Annotated in this window: 5 protein-coding genes; 4 read left to right on the forward strand and 1 reads right to left on the reverse strand. The window is 68.0% G+C overall.

Translation table 11 applies throughout. The features are described from left to right. The first annotated feature begins 153 nt into the window (after window positions 1-153). From AB5I40_RS40735 to AB5I40_RS40750, 4 genes are all read left to right on the forward strand, one after another. On the forward strand, window positions 154-10,941 hold the full coding sequence (locus tag AB5I40_RS40735; RefSeq protein ID WP_370935527.1) for a LamG-like jellyroll fold domain-containing protein: 10,788 nt from the start codon (window positions 154-156) through the stop codon (window positions 10,939-10,941). Between the two features lie 6 nt (window positions 10,942-10,947). Beyond that, window positions 10,948-11,445 (forward strand): SUKH-3 domain-containing protein, encoded by a 498-nt coding sequence (locus AB5I40_RS40740; protein WP_370935529.1) that lies wholly within the window; start codon window positions 10,948-10,950, stop codon window positions 11,443-11,445. A gap of 725 nt (window positions 11,446-12,170) precedes the next feature. Continuing rightward, complete coding sequence (locus AB5I40_RS40745) at window positions 12,171-13,034, forward strand: polymorphic toxin-type HINT domain-containing protein (protein ID WP_370935531.1); 864 nt, start codon at window positions 12,171-12,173, stop codon at window positions 13,032-13,034. A 1-nt stretch (window position 13,035) separates the two neighbouring features. Beyond that, window positions 13,036-13,485: an SUKH-3 domain-containing protein gene (locus AB5I40_RS40750; RefSeq protein WP_370935533.1), complete on the forward strand. Its 450-nt coding sequence runs from the start codon at window positions 13,036-13,038 to the stop codon at window positions 13,483-13,485. A gap of 369 nt (window positions 13,486-13,854) precedes the next feature. Here the strand turns inward: AB5I40_RS40750 and AB5I40_RS40755 are convergent, their stop codons facing one another. Next, window positions 13,855-15,462: a DUF2079 domain-containing protein gene (locus tag AB5I40_RS40755; RefSeq protein ID WP_370935534.1), complete on the reverse strand. Its 1,608-nt coding sequence runs from the start codon at window positions 15,460-15,462 to the stop codon at window positions 13,855-13,857. Window positions 15,463-15,683: the final 221 nt, after the last annotated feature.

The following is a 15,683-nucleotide window of genomic DNA, read 5'->3' on the forward strand; positions in this document are numbered from 1 at the left end:
AGTGCCCTTTCATCCGATTTACGGATTATTTGTCCGATTTCTCATGTGTCGTGCATCGCGAGGATTAGTCGTTTAGGAGTCTTTTCCGGACAGTCGCCCGTGTGGTGAACTTTCTCGCCGCTCGCGGAGGCGGCCCTTATCGAGGGGGAACCGGTGCGCCGAGGCGTCGCGAGATCTTGTGCTGCCGCAATACTTCTGGGCCTGGGTCTTTCTCTGGGAACTGGGCAGGCGGACGCGGCACAGCTGGCCGCGGGACAGCGCCCGATCACGGAACTGGGCTCGTGGCTCGGTTCGCTGTTCTCCGGTTCTTCGGAGTCTTCCCCGCACTGGGGCGCGACGCCTCGGCAAGCGGGCGGCACGGCCGAAGGCAAGTCCCACGACGCGAGCACCGCGTCGACCCGCGCGAGCGGCGGCACAGGAGACGCTCCCGACACCGGACCCGGTGAGCTGCCGGAGAATCGCGGTCACGCCCGGAAGGTGAATCCGGGACCGAGCGGCGTCGCCACCCGCGGGTTCGACGCGGCGACGAGCCGGCGCGATGCGCTGAAGTCGAGCGCCACGATGAACTACTTCCTCAACGCGGACGGCTCAGTCACGCGGGACTACACACGCGGCCCCGTCAACTTCGCCGACGGCGCCTGGGGATGGAAGCCGATCGACACGTCGGTACACGGCGACCCAGACGGCCGATGGCACGAAACCGCGAACTCGTTGTCGGTCGATTTCGCGGGCAGCGCGGCGGATCCGGCACTGGCGAAGCTCGCAGTCGACTCCGGGCACACGATCTCCTACGGCCTCGACGGCGCCCGCTCCGTGGCACCGCGCGTCGACGGCCGCGCCGCGACGTATCCGGATGCGTTGCCCGGCACCGACCTCGCGCTCGAACCCACCGCCACCGGCCTGAAGGAATCGCTGGTCCTGCACTCGGCGACCGCGGCGAACACATGGCTGTTTCCGTTGACGCTCAACGGATTGACCCCGCGGCTGGAGTCCGACGGTTCCGTCAGCCTGCTCGACGGCGCCGGGGCGATCCGGCAGCGAATCCCGCGCGGCTACGCCTTCGACTCGCACGTCGACCCGGTGTCCGGGGTTCCCGCCACGACGTATGCCGTCGGCTATGAGCTGACGACCGCCGCGGGAAAGCCCGCGCTGAAGGTCACGCTGGACCCGAAGTGGCTGACCGACCCGGCGCGGGTGTTCCCGGTGACCGTCGACCCGACCTTCACCGACGCGCCGGCGTCGACCTACGCCGAGATCGGCGCCCCCGGCGACCACTCGATGGAGAAGGTCGTCAAGATCGGGTCGTACAACTCCGGCCCCGATTCCGCGAACACGTTCCTGCAGTTCCCGAAAGACCTTGACGGGTCGCAGGTCACGGTCAGCGCGGCGACGCTGAAGCTGTTCGACACGTGGGCTTCGACGTGCACCCCCACGCGCTTCGACGTCGCCCCGGTGACGCAGGCGTGGACGCCCTCGACCGTGACCGCCTACCCCGGCCCTTCCTACGGCGCGAGCATCGGCAACGCCACCCCGTCGGTGCCCACCGCGTGCGCGAACCGCGCGGCCGACCGGACGAAGGGCGACTGGGTCAGCGTGCCGTTGTCCACGGCGACTTTCACCGGCTGGGCCAACGGATCCGCGGCGGACAACGGCCTCGCGGTCTACGCGGCGACCAATGACGCGTCGCACTGGAAGCAGTTCGACTCCTGGCTGATGAACGCCGGCTACCAGCCGGTGCTGTCGCTGACGACGAGCGGGAACGTGCCTCCGGTGGTCGACTCGGCCTACCCGGGATCCGGTGGCACGACGACCAGCCTCGTGCCGTTCCTGTTCGCCACCGCCCACGACATCGACGCCGGCCCCGGCGCGCTGAAGTACCGCTACCAGGTGGCCGATTCGGCGGGCGCCACGATCGCCGATTCCGGTCTGGTCAACGAGGGCACCTGGCGCGTGCCCGCCGGAAAGCTGAAGTACAACCAGACTTACTACTGGGCAGTGCAGGCTTACGACGGCACGTCCTATTCGGCCGATCCGCCGTGGAACCCGCTCACCGTCCAGGTCGACCAGCCGCTGGTGACCTCGTCGTTGTCGCAGAACACCGGCGTGCACGGCGTCGAACCGAGCATCGGCAACTACACGACCTCGGCGACCGACGCCGAGGTGCGCACCGTCGGCCCGGCGCTGTCGGTGGTGCGCGACTACAACTCCCGCGACCCGCGGTCGACCGGCGCGTTCGGCGCGGGCTGGTCGAGCGTGTTCGACGCGCGCGCGGCCGAGCAGTACGACTTCGACGGTTCCGGCGCGGTCGTGAGCGTCCTCGTGACCTACCCCGACGGCTCCGAGGTCGGATACGGCAAGAACGCCGACGGCACGTTTTCCCCGCCCGCTGGGCGATTCGCCACGTTCAAGGCGATCACCGGCGGGTACAGCCTCACCGACAAGAACGACACCGTCTACACCTTCACGCAGTCCCTCGGCTCCGGCGCCTACCGGCTTTCGTCCATCGCGGACGCGAGCGGCCGTACCGTGAACCTGACGGTGTCGGGCGGTCAGGTCACGGCGCTAACGTCCGCGGTTTCCGGCCGTGCGCTGCACCTGAACTGGACCACGCCGACCGGCGCGACGAGCCCGCACGTGGCCTCGGTCTCGACCGACGACCTGACCGCGGGCGCACCGCTCACCTGGACCTACAACTACACCGGCGACCAGCTCGCCAGCGTCTGCCCGCCGGGCACGACGACCGGCTGCACCCGCTACGGCTACACCGCGGGCTCGCCGTACCGCACCGGCGTGCTCGATCTCGGGCCGCATTCGTTCTGGCCGTTGGCCGAGACGACCGGCACCACGGCGGCGAGCGCGGTCCTGACCAACGAAGGCACCGACGCGGCGACGTATCACGACGTCGCGCTCGGACAGCCGGGTCCGCTCGCCGGATCCGCCGCGACGTCCGCCGGGTTCAACGGCACGTCGTCGTACCTGCAGCTTCCGCGCGCGGACGCGGCCGCTCCGAACACGATGTCGGTTTCGATGTGGTTCAAGACCGCGGCGGCCAACGGCGTCCTGTTCTCCTACAGCACCATGCCGTTGAGCGAGACCACGAGCCCGGCCTCCCAGTACACCCCGGCGCTTTACGTCGGCAATGACGGCAAGCTGGTCGGCGAGTACTGGACCGGCGACACGACCAAGACGATCACCACGGCCAATCCGGTCAACGACAACGCCTGGCACCACGTCGTTTTCACGCATTCCTCGACCAGCCAGGGCATGTACCTCGACGGCCAGTTCGTCGGCTCCTCGATCGGCGCGATCGTGCCGATGGGCCCGCAGAACCGCTACATCGGCGCCGGGTTCCTCGGCAACGCCTGGCCCGACCAGTCCCACGCCGGGCAGCCGGGCACGGCGACGTTCTTCAACGGCCAGATCGCCGACGTCGGCATCTGGGACAAGTCCGTTCCCGGCACCCGGGAGCTGCCGCTCTACCAAGCGGGCAAACAGCAGGAAAGCCTGCTCACGTCGATCACCCGGCCCAGCGGGGCGGTGCACACGACCGTCTCCTACGATCCGGTTTCCCAAGCGGTCACTCAGATCGGCGACGAAAACGGCGGGACCTGGAAGTACGCGCCGCTGACGGCGACCGGTTCGAGCCAGGTTTACCGCGGCGCCGTTCTCGGCTCGCATCCCGAGCTGTACCAGCGGTTAGCGGACGCGCAGGGCACCGCGTCGCCCGCGGGAGAGGTCAATTACCGGCCTTCCGCCTACACCAACGCGACTCTCGGTGTCCCTGGCCGGTTCACCGACTCGACCGCGGCGAAGTTCCCCGGCACCGTCGGCGGCGTCACGCTGCCGGACCATCTGGTGAGCGCGTCGACCACGTCGTCGGTCGAGCTGTGGTTCTCGACGACGTCCACCGCGGCCGGAGCGCTTTTCTCGACCGGGGGTTCCGCGCTCGGCGCGGCGAACCCGTCCGGCGGCGCCATGCCGGTGCTGTACGTCGGGACCGACGGGAAACTGCACGGCCACTTCTGGGACACCACCGTGGCGGGCATGGCGTCGGCCGCCAAGGTCAATGACGGCAAGTGGCATCACGTCGTGCTGACCGGCGCGAACACCGCCCAGGTCCTCTACCTCGACGGCCAGCAGATCGGCACGTTGTCCGGCCAGATCGGCAACTACGACCCGCTGAACTTCGTCGGGGCCGGTGTCTTCAACAGCAACGGCTGGCCCGCCGCGCCGTCCGGGAACACCTGGAACTACTTCGCCGGTTCGATCGGCGAGGTCGCTTACTACCGGTCGGCGCTGTCCTCGGCCGAAGTCGCCCAGCATTTCCTCGCCGCGGGCAACTCCCAGGGGCTCGCGCCGGTCACGACGGCGACGATCACCGACCCCGGCGGCAAGACCGCGGTGCAGCAGTACGACCCGGGCGCGGGCAACCACAAGGTTTCCGAGACCGACACCGGGGGCAAGCGCACCAGCTACGGCTACGACACGTCGGGCTTCCTGCACACGACCACGGACCCGAACGGCAACGTCGTCACCGTCGGCCACGACGTGCGCGGCAATGTCGTCTCGCAGACCACGTGCCAGAACCAGGCCGCGGAGAAGTGTTCGACGTCGTACTCGACCTACTTCCCCGACGACACCACTGCGCAGCTCACCACCGCCGACGCGCGCAACGACCTGATGCTGACTTCTCGGGACCCGCGGTCGGCGAACGCGACCGATCCCGCGTATCTGACGACATTCGGTTACGACACGGCGGGCAACCGCACCACGGTCACCACGCCGCCGGTGCCGGGGTTCCCGAACGGGCGCACCACCAAGATCACCTACAGCGACGGCACCTCCGCTTTCCCGGCGGCCGATTCCGGCGCCGTGCCCGCGGGCCTGCCGGTGAAGACCGTCTCTCCCGGCGGCGCGGTCAACCAGATCGCCTACCTGCACAACGGCGACGTCGCGAGCACGACCAACGCCGACGGCCTGGTAACCCGCTTCACCTACGACGCGCTCGGCCGGACGCTGACGAAGACAGCGGTCTCCGACAGCTTCCCGGCAGGGCTGGTCACGTCCTACACCTACGACGGGAACGACCAAGTCGTCTCGCAGACCGACCCGGCGGTGACGGACCGGGTGACCGGCGCGGTGCACACCGCGGTCACTTCGAGCGTCTACAACGCCGACGGCAGCCTCGTGTCCCAGACGGTCGCCGACGGCAGCGGCGGCGACTCGGCCCGGACCACCAGTTCGACCTACAACGACAAGGACCAGGTCGAGTCCACCACGGACGCGAATGGCGCCGTCACCACCTTCACCTACGACGCTTACGGCAACAAGAAGAGCGAAACCGACGCCAACGGCACCGAAACCGACTGGGCCTACGACGGCGAAGGCCGCTTGCTGTCCCAGGGCGTCTGGTACACCGGCAGCCCCGTCGACCCCAAGCCGGCGACGTTCCTGACCCAGAAGTCCAACGCCTACGACCCGGCAGGGCGGCTGGCGTCGGAAACGGACTCGATGGGCAACGTCACCGCCTACACCTACACCGACAACGGTCTCACCGCGACAGTCACGCGCAAGGATCCGAGCGGACAGCTGTCGTTCGTCACCGAGTCCAATACCTATGACGCGGCTGGCAATCTGGTCGGCAAGGTCACCGGCAACGGCGCGAACACCTCATCGTCCACAGTGGACGCAGCAGGGCGCGTCGAGCGGACCGTGGACGATCCGGGCGGGGCCGCGCGCACGACGTCGGTCTCCTACACCCCGGACGACAAGGTCGCGACCAGCATGCAGTCCGACCCGTCGGGCCGCAGCCGCACGGTCAGCACGGCTTACGACCCGATGGGAGTGCTCACCTCGCGTTCGATCTCCTCGGACGGCACCGGGCACCCGGTCGGCTGGTGGAAGCTGAACCAGACCTCCGGCACCGCGGTCACCGACTCCTCCGGGAGCGGCAACCCCGCCACCGCCACGGCGGTCACGTGGTCCGGCGACGCCGCGAACCTCGACGGCAGCGCGTCCCAGATCGCCACCGGCGGCCCGGTGCTGAACACCGCGGCGAGCTACACCGTGTCCGCGTGGGTCAAGCCGGCGGCGTTCGGCGCGGGATTCCAGACGTACGTGGTCCAGAAGGCCAACGTGATGAGCGGCCTTTACCTCGAATACGACTCGAGCACGCACAAGTGGTCCTTCTCGAGGTTCGGCACGGACGCGTCGAACGCCACGCTCTACCGAGCCGAGTCGGCCGCCGACGCGCAGTCCGGCGTGTGGACTCAGCTCACCGGCGTCTACGACTCCGGCACCGGCGCGATGACGCTTTACGTCAACGGGGCGGCGGCGGGCAGCGCCACCGATCCGACCCCGCTCGCGGCCAACGGCCCGCTGGTGATCGGCCACGGCTGGTACAACGGCGCGAACGGCAACTACGCCACCGGCCAGGTCAGCGGGGTCCAGGCCTATTCGCGAGCGCTCTCGGCGGCCGAGGTCTCGACTGTTTACAACGGCGGGCACAGCGGCGGGACCGTCGCGTCGTCGCCGGCTGAAACCACCACGTGGACGGTCGACCAGCGCGGTCTGCCGACCTCGATGACCGACGCCAACGGGAGCATCACTTCCTACGCCTACGACGAGGCCGGAAAGCCCGCCGTCACCACGGCACCGACGGTCAACGCCGAGACCAACGGCGGAGCACCGGCCGCGGTGCATCCCGTCACGACCACCGGCTACAACACCTTCGGCGAGCCAGTGGAAGCCGTCGACCCCAACGGCAACCAGGTCACGACCGTCTACGACGCGGCGGGCCATCCTGTCTCGGTCACCAACCCGAATTACACCCCGCCCGGCGGCGGCGCGCCGATCACGGCGACCACCGTGCGCACCTTCGACAAACTCGGGCAGGCCGTCTCCGACAAGGACCCGCTCGGACACGTCACGAAGGCGGACTACGACCAGCTCGGCAACGTCGTTCAGGTGACGAAACCGTCCGGCGCGAAGACTGTGTCGACCTTCGACACCAATGGAGACCGGCTCTCGATCACCGACGCGAACGGCGCCCGGACCGAAGCGACGTACGACTTCTTGTCCCGGCCGTTGACGGCGACTGTGTTCGAGCGCTACCCGAGCACGTTGACCGCCACGACGACGAACTCGTACGCGGCCTCCGACAGCAACCCGGGCGGCGCGAACCTCGCGTCGACCAAGACGCCGGCGGGCGCCGTGACGTCCTACGGCTACAACGCGCTCGGCGAAACGACCTCGGTCACCGACGCCGCCGGGAACACCACCCGCTACGGCTACAGCTACCTGGGCGAGAAGGCGTCGGTCACCGCTGCCGACGGCACGTCGACGTCGACGGCCTACGACCAGTCAAGCCGTCCGGTGCAGGTGACCCGCAAGGACGCGACCGGCGCGGTGCTGCAGCAGACCTCGGCGGTCTACGATGCGGGCGGCCGCATGACGTCCAGTGTGGACGGACGAGGCACGGCGCGGACGTTCACCTACGACGCGGCGAACCGGCTGGCGAGCGAAATCCAGCCGGTGTCGGCGACGTCGTCGATCACCACCGCGTTCGGCTACGACGCGGCGGGCAACCGGACCAGGTTCACCGACGGCCGCGGCAACGCGACCGTCACCCGTTACAACTCGTGGAACCTCCCGGAAGCCCAGCTGGAACCGGCCACGGCGATCTACACCGCCGACGCCGACCGGACCTTCACCGCGGTCTACGACGCGGCGGGCCGCCAGGTCCAGCAGACCCAGCCGGGCGGGGTGAGCGTGTCGGCCGGCTACGACGACGACGGCAACCTCGTCAGCCAGTCCGGCAGCGGAGCCGACTCCGCCACCGCGACCCGGACGTTCGGGTACGACCCGGCCGGGCGGATGACCTCGGCGGCCACCGCCGAAGCCGGCGCCGCGGGCCACGCGGACCACCAGGCGGCCACCAGCGAAACCTTCACCTACAACGACCGCGGCGCGCTGCTCACCGCGAACGGCTCGGCAGGTTCGTCGTCGTTCGCCTACACCGCCGACGGACTGATGAGCGCCCGCACGGACGCGGCGGGCACGACGTCGTACGGCTACGACAGCGCCGACCGGCTTTCGAGTATCACCGACGCGGTCACCGGCGGCAGCCAGACGTTGAGCTACAACGCGCTCAACCAGATCAGCGGAGTCAAGTACGGCACCGGGAACACTCGGACCTACAGCTACGACGGCCTGCACCGGCTGACCGGCGACGCGCTCAAAACGGCGGGCGGAGCGGCGATCGCTTCGGTGGCCTACGGATACGACGCCGACGACAACCTCACCTCGAAAACGACCGCGGGCTTCGCGGGATCGGCGGCCAACACCTACACCTACGACCTGGCCAACCGGCTCGCGTCGTGGAACAACGGCACGAGCACGATCGAGTACGGCTACGACGCCGCGGGCAACCGCACGAAGGTCGGCTCGTCGACCTACACCTACAACGAGCGGGACGAGCTGACGTCCGACGGTTCGAACACTTATCGTTACAGCGCAAGGGGAACGCTGCAGGAACGCGCGTCGTCGACCGGCACCCTGATGTCGCGTTCGGACGCGTTCGGCCAGATGACCGAGCAGGGGACACAGTCCTTCGGCTACGACGCGCTGGCCCGGAACCTGACCGACACGACCAGCGATACGGGCGCGACCGTCGCCACATTCTCCTTCTCGGGACTGGGCAACACGATCGCGTCGGACGGCACGTCGACCTACAGCCGCGACCCTGGCGGCGGCCTCGTCGGCGTCGCTGCCGGCGGAACCGGGGCGTTCGCGTTCGTCGACCAGCACACCGACGTCGTCGGGACGTTCACGGCTAACGGATCCACACTGGACGGTTCGACGTCGTACGATCCGTTCGGCAACGTGCTGGCGTCCCAGAACCCGAAGGGGCAGCTGGGATACCAGTCGGGCTGGACCGACCGCTCGACCGGCACCGTGAACATGGCGGCCCGCTGGTACAACCCGGCGGTCGGGCAGTTCATGAACCGGGACACGGTGTCCAACAACCCGGTGCCGAACCCGATGGAGGCGAACAAGTTCGCCTACGTCGACGACAACCCGATGACAGGCACGGACCCGTCCGGGCACGGGCTGTTCGACTGGTTCAACAACACCATCGTCAAACCGGCCGCGTCGTTCGTGTACCACAACGTCGTCCAGCCGGTCGCGCACTTCGTGAACACGTATGTGGTGCAGCCGGTCGTGCACGCGGCGGTGGCGACCTACCACGCCGTGCGCGACGTCTACCACGCTGCGGCGCGGGTGGTGCGGACCGTCTACCACCACGTGGTGCGGGTCGTGCGAAAGGTGTACCGCGCGGCGGTGCACGTGGTGAAAACCGCCTATCACGCGGTCGCGAAAGTCGTGAAAACCGCGGCACACGCGGTGGCCCACGCGGCGAGAGCAGTAGCGCACGCCGCGGTGTCGGCAGCGAAAACGGTCGGCCATGCGGTAGCGACAGCCGCGGTGGCAGTAGGCCATGCGGCGGCATCAGCGGCCTCGCACGTGGCCACGTTCGTGAAGGACCACGCCTCGACGATCGCGGGCATCGCAGCGGGCGTCGTGGTCGGTGCGGCGTGCACGGCGGCGACATTAGGCATCGGCGCGGTCGGCTGCGCGGCCATCGGCGGCGCTGTCGGCGGCGCGGTGTCGTACGGAATGGACTGCTCGAAAGCGCACAACTGCTCGGTCGGCGGTGCGGTGGAAGCAGTCGGCCTAGGCGCACTGGGCGGTGCTCTGGGCGCCGGATTGGCGGGCCCGCTGGGCGGCAAACTGGTGTCGGAGGCACTGGACGGCGTCCTGCCGGAAGTCGCGACACAGGGTTTGGTGGGCGCGGGTTCCGGAGCGGTCAGCGGCGGTGTGACGGCGTTGGCCGGTTACGGAATGAACTGTGGCCGGAACTGTTCGGTGAGCGGTGCGCTCGCGGCTGCCGGCTCCGGCGCATTGGCAGGCGGTGCCGGCGGCGCGGCATTCGGGGCGGTAGGCGGCCTGCGGGCTCGCGGGCGCAGTTCCGCGGAAGCGCCAGCGGAGTGCCACAGCTTCCTGGCCGGGACGAAGGTGCTGCTGGCGGACGGTTCGAGCAAGCCGATTTCGTCGCTGAAGCTCGGAGATCGGGTCGCGAACTCGAAGCCGGGCAAGGCGGGCTTGGAGACGCACCCGGTCGACCGGGTGATCGTGACGGAGACGGACCACGATTTCGTGGACCTGAAGGTGAAACCGAGCCGAATCCGCCGCGCGGCAACCCGGGTGGCAGCGGGCCTCGCGGTAGCCGCAGCGGTAGTGACCGGCGGCAGTGTCCCGGCGTCAGCGGCACCGGCGACGCTGACGACGACGTATCACCACCCGTTCTACGACGTCACGCGCGGTGCGTTTGTCGAGGCCATCGATCTGCATGCGGGCGACCGTCTGCAGACAGCCGACGGTGGCGAGGCGACTGTCGAGGAGGTGACGCCGTACCACTCGACGGAGGTCACGTACGACCTCACGATCGACGAGCTGCACGCGTACTATGTCTACGCTGGGGACACGCCGGTTCTGGTGCACAACTGCGGCGATGCTCTCGCAGCCTACGCTGCCAGCCAACGGGAGGTACCGGGCACAAAGTTCGCATCGGAGTACACCTCGCCTTCGGGACAGCGGTACTACAGCACGAACCGGCACGGTACGAACGGCGATTTGAAAGAAATGCCCGAGCTGCAGGACGCTGCTTCCTCGACTGGACATCACGGCGGCTGCGCTGAGGTCGGCTGCCTTATCCAGGCATACGCTGCGGAGGGTCCGGATGCGATTTCCGGTGGAGACATGCGCACAGTCAACGTTCGAAATCCGCGGTCTCCTCGGGCCGAGGAGCAGGGAACACCCGCCTATCCCTGCGGAAGATGCCGACGGTTGCTGGACGGGCTCGGAATCGGATCGGAATAATTGAGGATGCGCAAGGTGTTTTCTCCCGAGGTGCTTGAAGAACTTCGCGCGTCAGGCTGGACGCCCAGCCGCGACGTCGATATTTCTTCATGGGTGACAGCGCTCGCGCCGGAGGGATATCGCGTGAGCGCTGGCGCAGCCGAGGCTCTCCGTTCATTCGGCGGTTTGACGCTCGGCCCGATCAATGCGGAGGGGCCTAACTTCAGCAACGACGAGCCGTTGAACGTTGACCCTGTTCTCGCGGGCTTCGGGCATTTTGCTCTTGCTGAGGAACTCAGCCGAGAGCTTGGCGACGTGTGGTATCCGCTCGGTGAGTGGTTGAGTTCATCGAGCGTCTTCGTCGGCGAGTCGGGGCACGTCGTCGCGACTGGCTTGGGGTGGATTTGGGAAATGGGAGAATCGGTTGAAGAGGCTGTCGAGTTCGCGCTGCGGGCGCACCGGCCGTTGCGTTGCCTCAGGGTGCTGACGCCTGGTGGCGAACCGTGGCCGCCGGAGAACGGATAAAGGTTTGCCGGTGCCTGAAGCCCGGGCTGCGGCGGGCCGGGTTGGGCGTGGTGCGCCTGGATGCCGCGGTGGCGGTCGAGCAGGCACTGGTGCGGTCGCAAGAGCGCGGTTGGGCGGACTTGGCATGGAGCGTGTCGTCGTTCGTCGCCCCAGACTGAAGGAAGGGCTTGCCGTTGGGGCTGTCGGAGTGGGTGGAGTCTGAGCGAGTTCCTCGCAAAGCATGACGTATCCGGGGCTCGGTTCGATCACCAAGATCTGGACAGCCACACTGATCCGCTCTGATCGCCGCCACCGCAAACGAGGCAATCCTGCACTGCGCGGCAATCAGCCACGTCCAGGCAGGCAGAATGCTCGAGACCCCAGCTCGGGTCCGTCCCCGATTTCGGCAGGAGCATCCTCGGCTGGATGCTCTGCGGGGACGGCGTCGTCGGCCACACCGGCGTCTCCAAGGGACAAAGGGCTTCCTTCGCGCTTGGTGGAATCGGCAAGTACGGGGCATTGCGCGGGCGCGCCGAGGAGCCAGCGCTCACGGAGGCCAGTTGATGGCGCGAGAGCCACTGGCAGGGCATCAGGAGATGTCCACGGTCGACTGCGGCACTTACGGAGTCTCAGAGCCGACCGTGAGCAGACACACTGGCCGTCGCTGGCGGAAACATGTGCAGGGCACGGGCTGCGCCCTGCCAACAGTATCGGTTCCTTGCTCAGTTCGTGCTAGTGGCGGATTCGTGGAGGCGGTAGAGGTTAAGGTCGGAGATCGGGTCGCGAACTCGAAGCCGGGCAAGGCGGGCTTGGAGACGCACCCGGTCGACCGGGTGATCGTGACGGAGACGGACCACGATTTCGTGGACCTGAAGGTGAAACCGAGCCGAATCCGCCGCGCGGCAACCCGGGTGGCAGCAGGCCTGGCGCTCGCGGCGGCCGTGGTGACCGGTGGCAGGCTTCCGGCTTCGGCGGCTCCGGCGACGTATCACCACCCGTTCTACGACGTCACGCGCGGTGCGTTTGTCGAGGCCATCGATCTGCATGCGGGCGACCGTCTGCAGACAGCCGACGGTGGCGAGGCGACTGTCGAGGAGGTGACGCAGTACCACTCGACGGAGGTCACGTACGACCTCACGATCGACGAGCTGCACGCGTACTACGTTTTTGCTGGCGATATCCCGGTCCTCGTCCACAACTGCGGTGATGCTCTTTCGGCAGCCAGGGCTCTGGCCGACCGGGCCAGTTCGTTGTCCAACCGGATCAGGCCGGCGGTTGCGGAGGCGATCGAGTCGCCGGACGGCCACGTGATCGCGAATACCAGCCAGCGGGGCGGGGCATCTCCCGAACTGCACGAGGACGTGCAATCGGTGCTCGACGACATTCCGGCGGACGCACGTGGCGGCGGGTACGGTCGATGCGGTCTCGCGATGTGTTTGTCCGAGGCGCTCGGCAATGGCCTTGATCCCACGGGCTGGAAAGTGGCTGCGGTTAAGATCAGGGCGTCGACGGGGCATCCGGGGCACGGTGAGGGCATCGGTCCATGCCTGAGCTGCGTACCCCTGGTCGAGCAATACAACCTGGATTTCGTTACTGGCGGAAGGAATTAGCGTGAAGGAGTTCTCGCCGGAGGTTGTGGAGGCCCTTGAGGCGGCGGGGTGGCACCGGGGACGCCAGGTCGACGTCGAAGGCTGGCGTGCGGGCCTGGCGGGCGAAGGGCTCCGCATGCCTGATGCGGCCGCGGAGTTCCTTGCTTCGTTCGGCGGCCTGAAATTCGACCTCAAGGGTCGGGGGATAACGCGCGGAAAAGAACCGTTCGACTTGGATCCGTTGGTGGCTGCGGGAGAGGAGGGGCGGTTTGTCGACTGGGGCCGCGAGATCGGTCGGGCTCTTTTCCCGATCGGCGAGCTTGATGGCGGGCATTTCTTTCTCGCGATCGACGAGGAAGGCGAAATCTACTGTTTGGCGGATCGGCTCGGCTCGTTCGGTCGGGGCGTCGAAGGATTGGAAGGCTTGATCCTGGGGGTCATGCCAGAATGGCGGGACGCGGCTGACTGCTGAGTGCGCGAGCCGCCCGTAGGAATGATCGCGGCGAACGCGCGTTGCTTCGAGGCATCGAGGATGCATAAGGGCGGGTTTTCGCAGCCTTGGAGTCGAGGCCGCAGCGACGCGGGTCCGCTTCGGCGTTGCTGGCGAGGTCCCGGGCGGCACGGCGAGAGCAGCTGCGGCTGAGATCAGTGGGTAGTCAGCTCGGTGCTGCGCGTGCCTGTAGCGGAGCGAAATACGCTTGCTGGCTGCGCCTCGGCCTGAAACTGCCAAATCCAGGTCGATGGTGCCTCAGCGCCGACAGTGAGGCAGTCACTGGCCAGAAGCCTGTGTCGGGCGCGGTCGCGCTCGCCCGGCTGCACCTGGGGGATGTCGCCTCTCTGCTCAGTTCGGGCTAGGAGCGGATTCGTGCAGACGGTAGAAGCGGCCGCCGAGTACTGCGTAGACGGTGACCGGTCCGGTGCCGGGGCGTGCAGTGGCTTGCCAGGCGTTGCCGTCCGGAATTCCCGGTGCGGGGGAGGGAAGCCCGACGATGCCGCCTCCGGTGACGATGTTGGCGGAGTCGGTGACCAGGACGCAGTCGGGGTGCAGGTCGGTCCATCCGGTGATGAGCGCGCTGCCGGTGGATGTGATGGCACCGTGGGCGGTGGGGAGGTCGGTGGCGGTGTTGGGGTTGATGGTGGTGCCGAGTTCGGGTCCGTGGCAGCCGAGGGTGAAGCGGGGGTTGAAGGGGTAGGTGCCGAGTGCGCGGGCGGCGGGGATGACTTGGCTTTGGATGTGGAGTTGGTCGAGGACGCTGGTGGTTTCGGTGCGCAGGGCGATGGGGGCGAGGGCGAGCGGGGCGTAGCCGCGGCGGGTGAGGTCGGCTTTGGTGCCGCCGATGGCGTGGGTGGTCAGGGAGATGGCGCAGATGCCGATGACGACCGTAGTGAGCGGCCATTGTGGACGGACGAGCGTCGCGAGGGCGAGGAGTGCGCTCACCGCGAGGGTGCTGACGATGGCGTAGCGGCTGATCAGCCCGATGTTCCCGCCGGGAGCCAGGTTGCTGGTGCGGCCCAATGCGACAAGCACCGCGAGCGCGACGGCATATCCGGCGATCCCGATCCATCCCGCGGCACGCGCGTCGCTCTTCGCGGCGATGGCGCAGGCGGTGAGGAGTGCCGTGGTGAGGGCTCCGGCGAGGACGGCGATGACGGCTTGGTCTCCGGACCAGAGGCTGCCGAGCGCGGCTGCGGCGGCGGAGAGGCGGCCGTCGGGGTCGAGTGCGGTGGTGGCCAGTGATTGGGTGCCGCTGGGTTTGGTGAGCAGCCAACCGGCGACGACGATCGTTCCGGCGGCGGTCATGGCGATCGTTTTGGCCCGGTTTTCGTGGCGGAGCAGGAAGATCGCGGCGACGACGAAGAACGCGGGCAGTCCGGCACCGAAGCTGAGGCTGGCGAGCAATGCTGCGGCTGCGGCGGTCCACAGGCGGCCGCGGTGGGCTTGGGCGGCGGCGAGGACGGTGAAGAAGACGGCGGGGATCCAGCTGATGCCGTTGGTGCCTTGCAGCCAGATCTCGGCCAGGTGCGAGGAGAACAGCAGCCACGACATCCCGGCCGCGAGCGCTGCTTTCCGCTGCGGGGACAGGGAGCGGGGGAGCATCGAGTACAGGCACGTGCCGATCCCGGCGACCAACGCCACCGTGAGGACGGTCAGGACGCGGTTGTCTCCGCCGAACCAGGCGGCGTCGGCGTAGAAGAGCAGCGAGGGGAGGACGAAGGGCTGGTCGAGGTGGTAGGTGAACACCTGGCCCAGCAGGAGATGTCCGCGGTCGTCGGTGATTTTCGCCAGGACGTGCCAATAGTCGAGCAGCACGTGACCGCGCGGCGCGCGCAGGGCGGTCCATAACGCCAGCATGGCGGGTACTGCGGCGAAGGCGGCCAGCGCGACGATCCCGGCGCGGGGTCTTCGGACGACGGGGACGGCGGCGGCGGGGGAAGCGAGCGCGGTCAAGACCTCTCCTGGCGAAGTGAATGTCACCCCGGTCGGCGGCTTGCCGGACCTGCCCGCTGCGGATTGCGGATTTTTCGATGTGACCTGCTGCTTTTACCGCGTCGCGGATGGTCTGGACAAGAGTGTCCTTGCTCTCTGTTTCGGGTGTAACGAAACAATGCGGACAAAACGATGCTATGGCCCGCAGTCCGGAGGATCGCGCGGGAAATTTACCGAAAGCG

The sequence above is a fragment of the Amycolatopsis sp. cg13 genome (genome assembly GCF_041346965.1).
In the GTDB taxonomy this organism is placed as follows: Bacteria; Actinomycetota; Actinomycetes; order Mycobacteriales; family Pseudonocardiaceae; genus Amycolatopsis.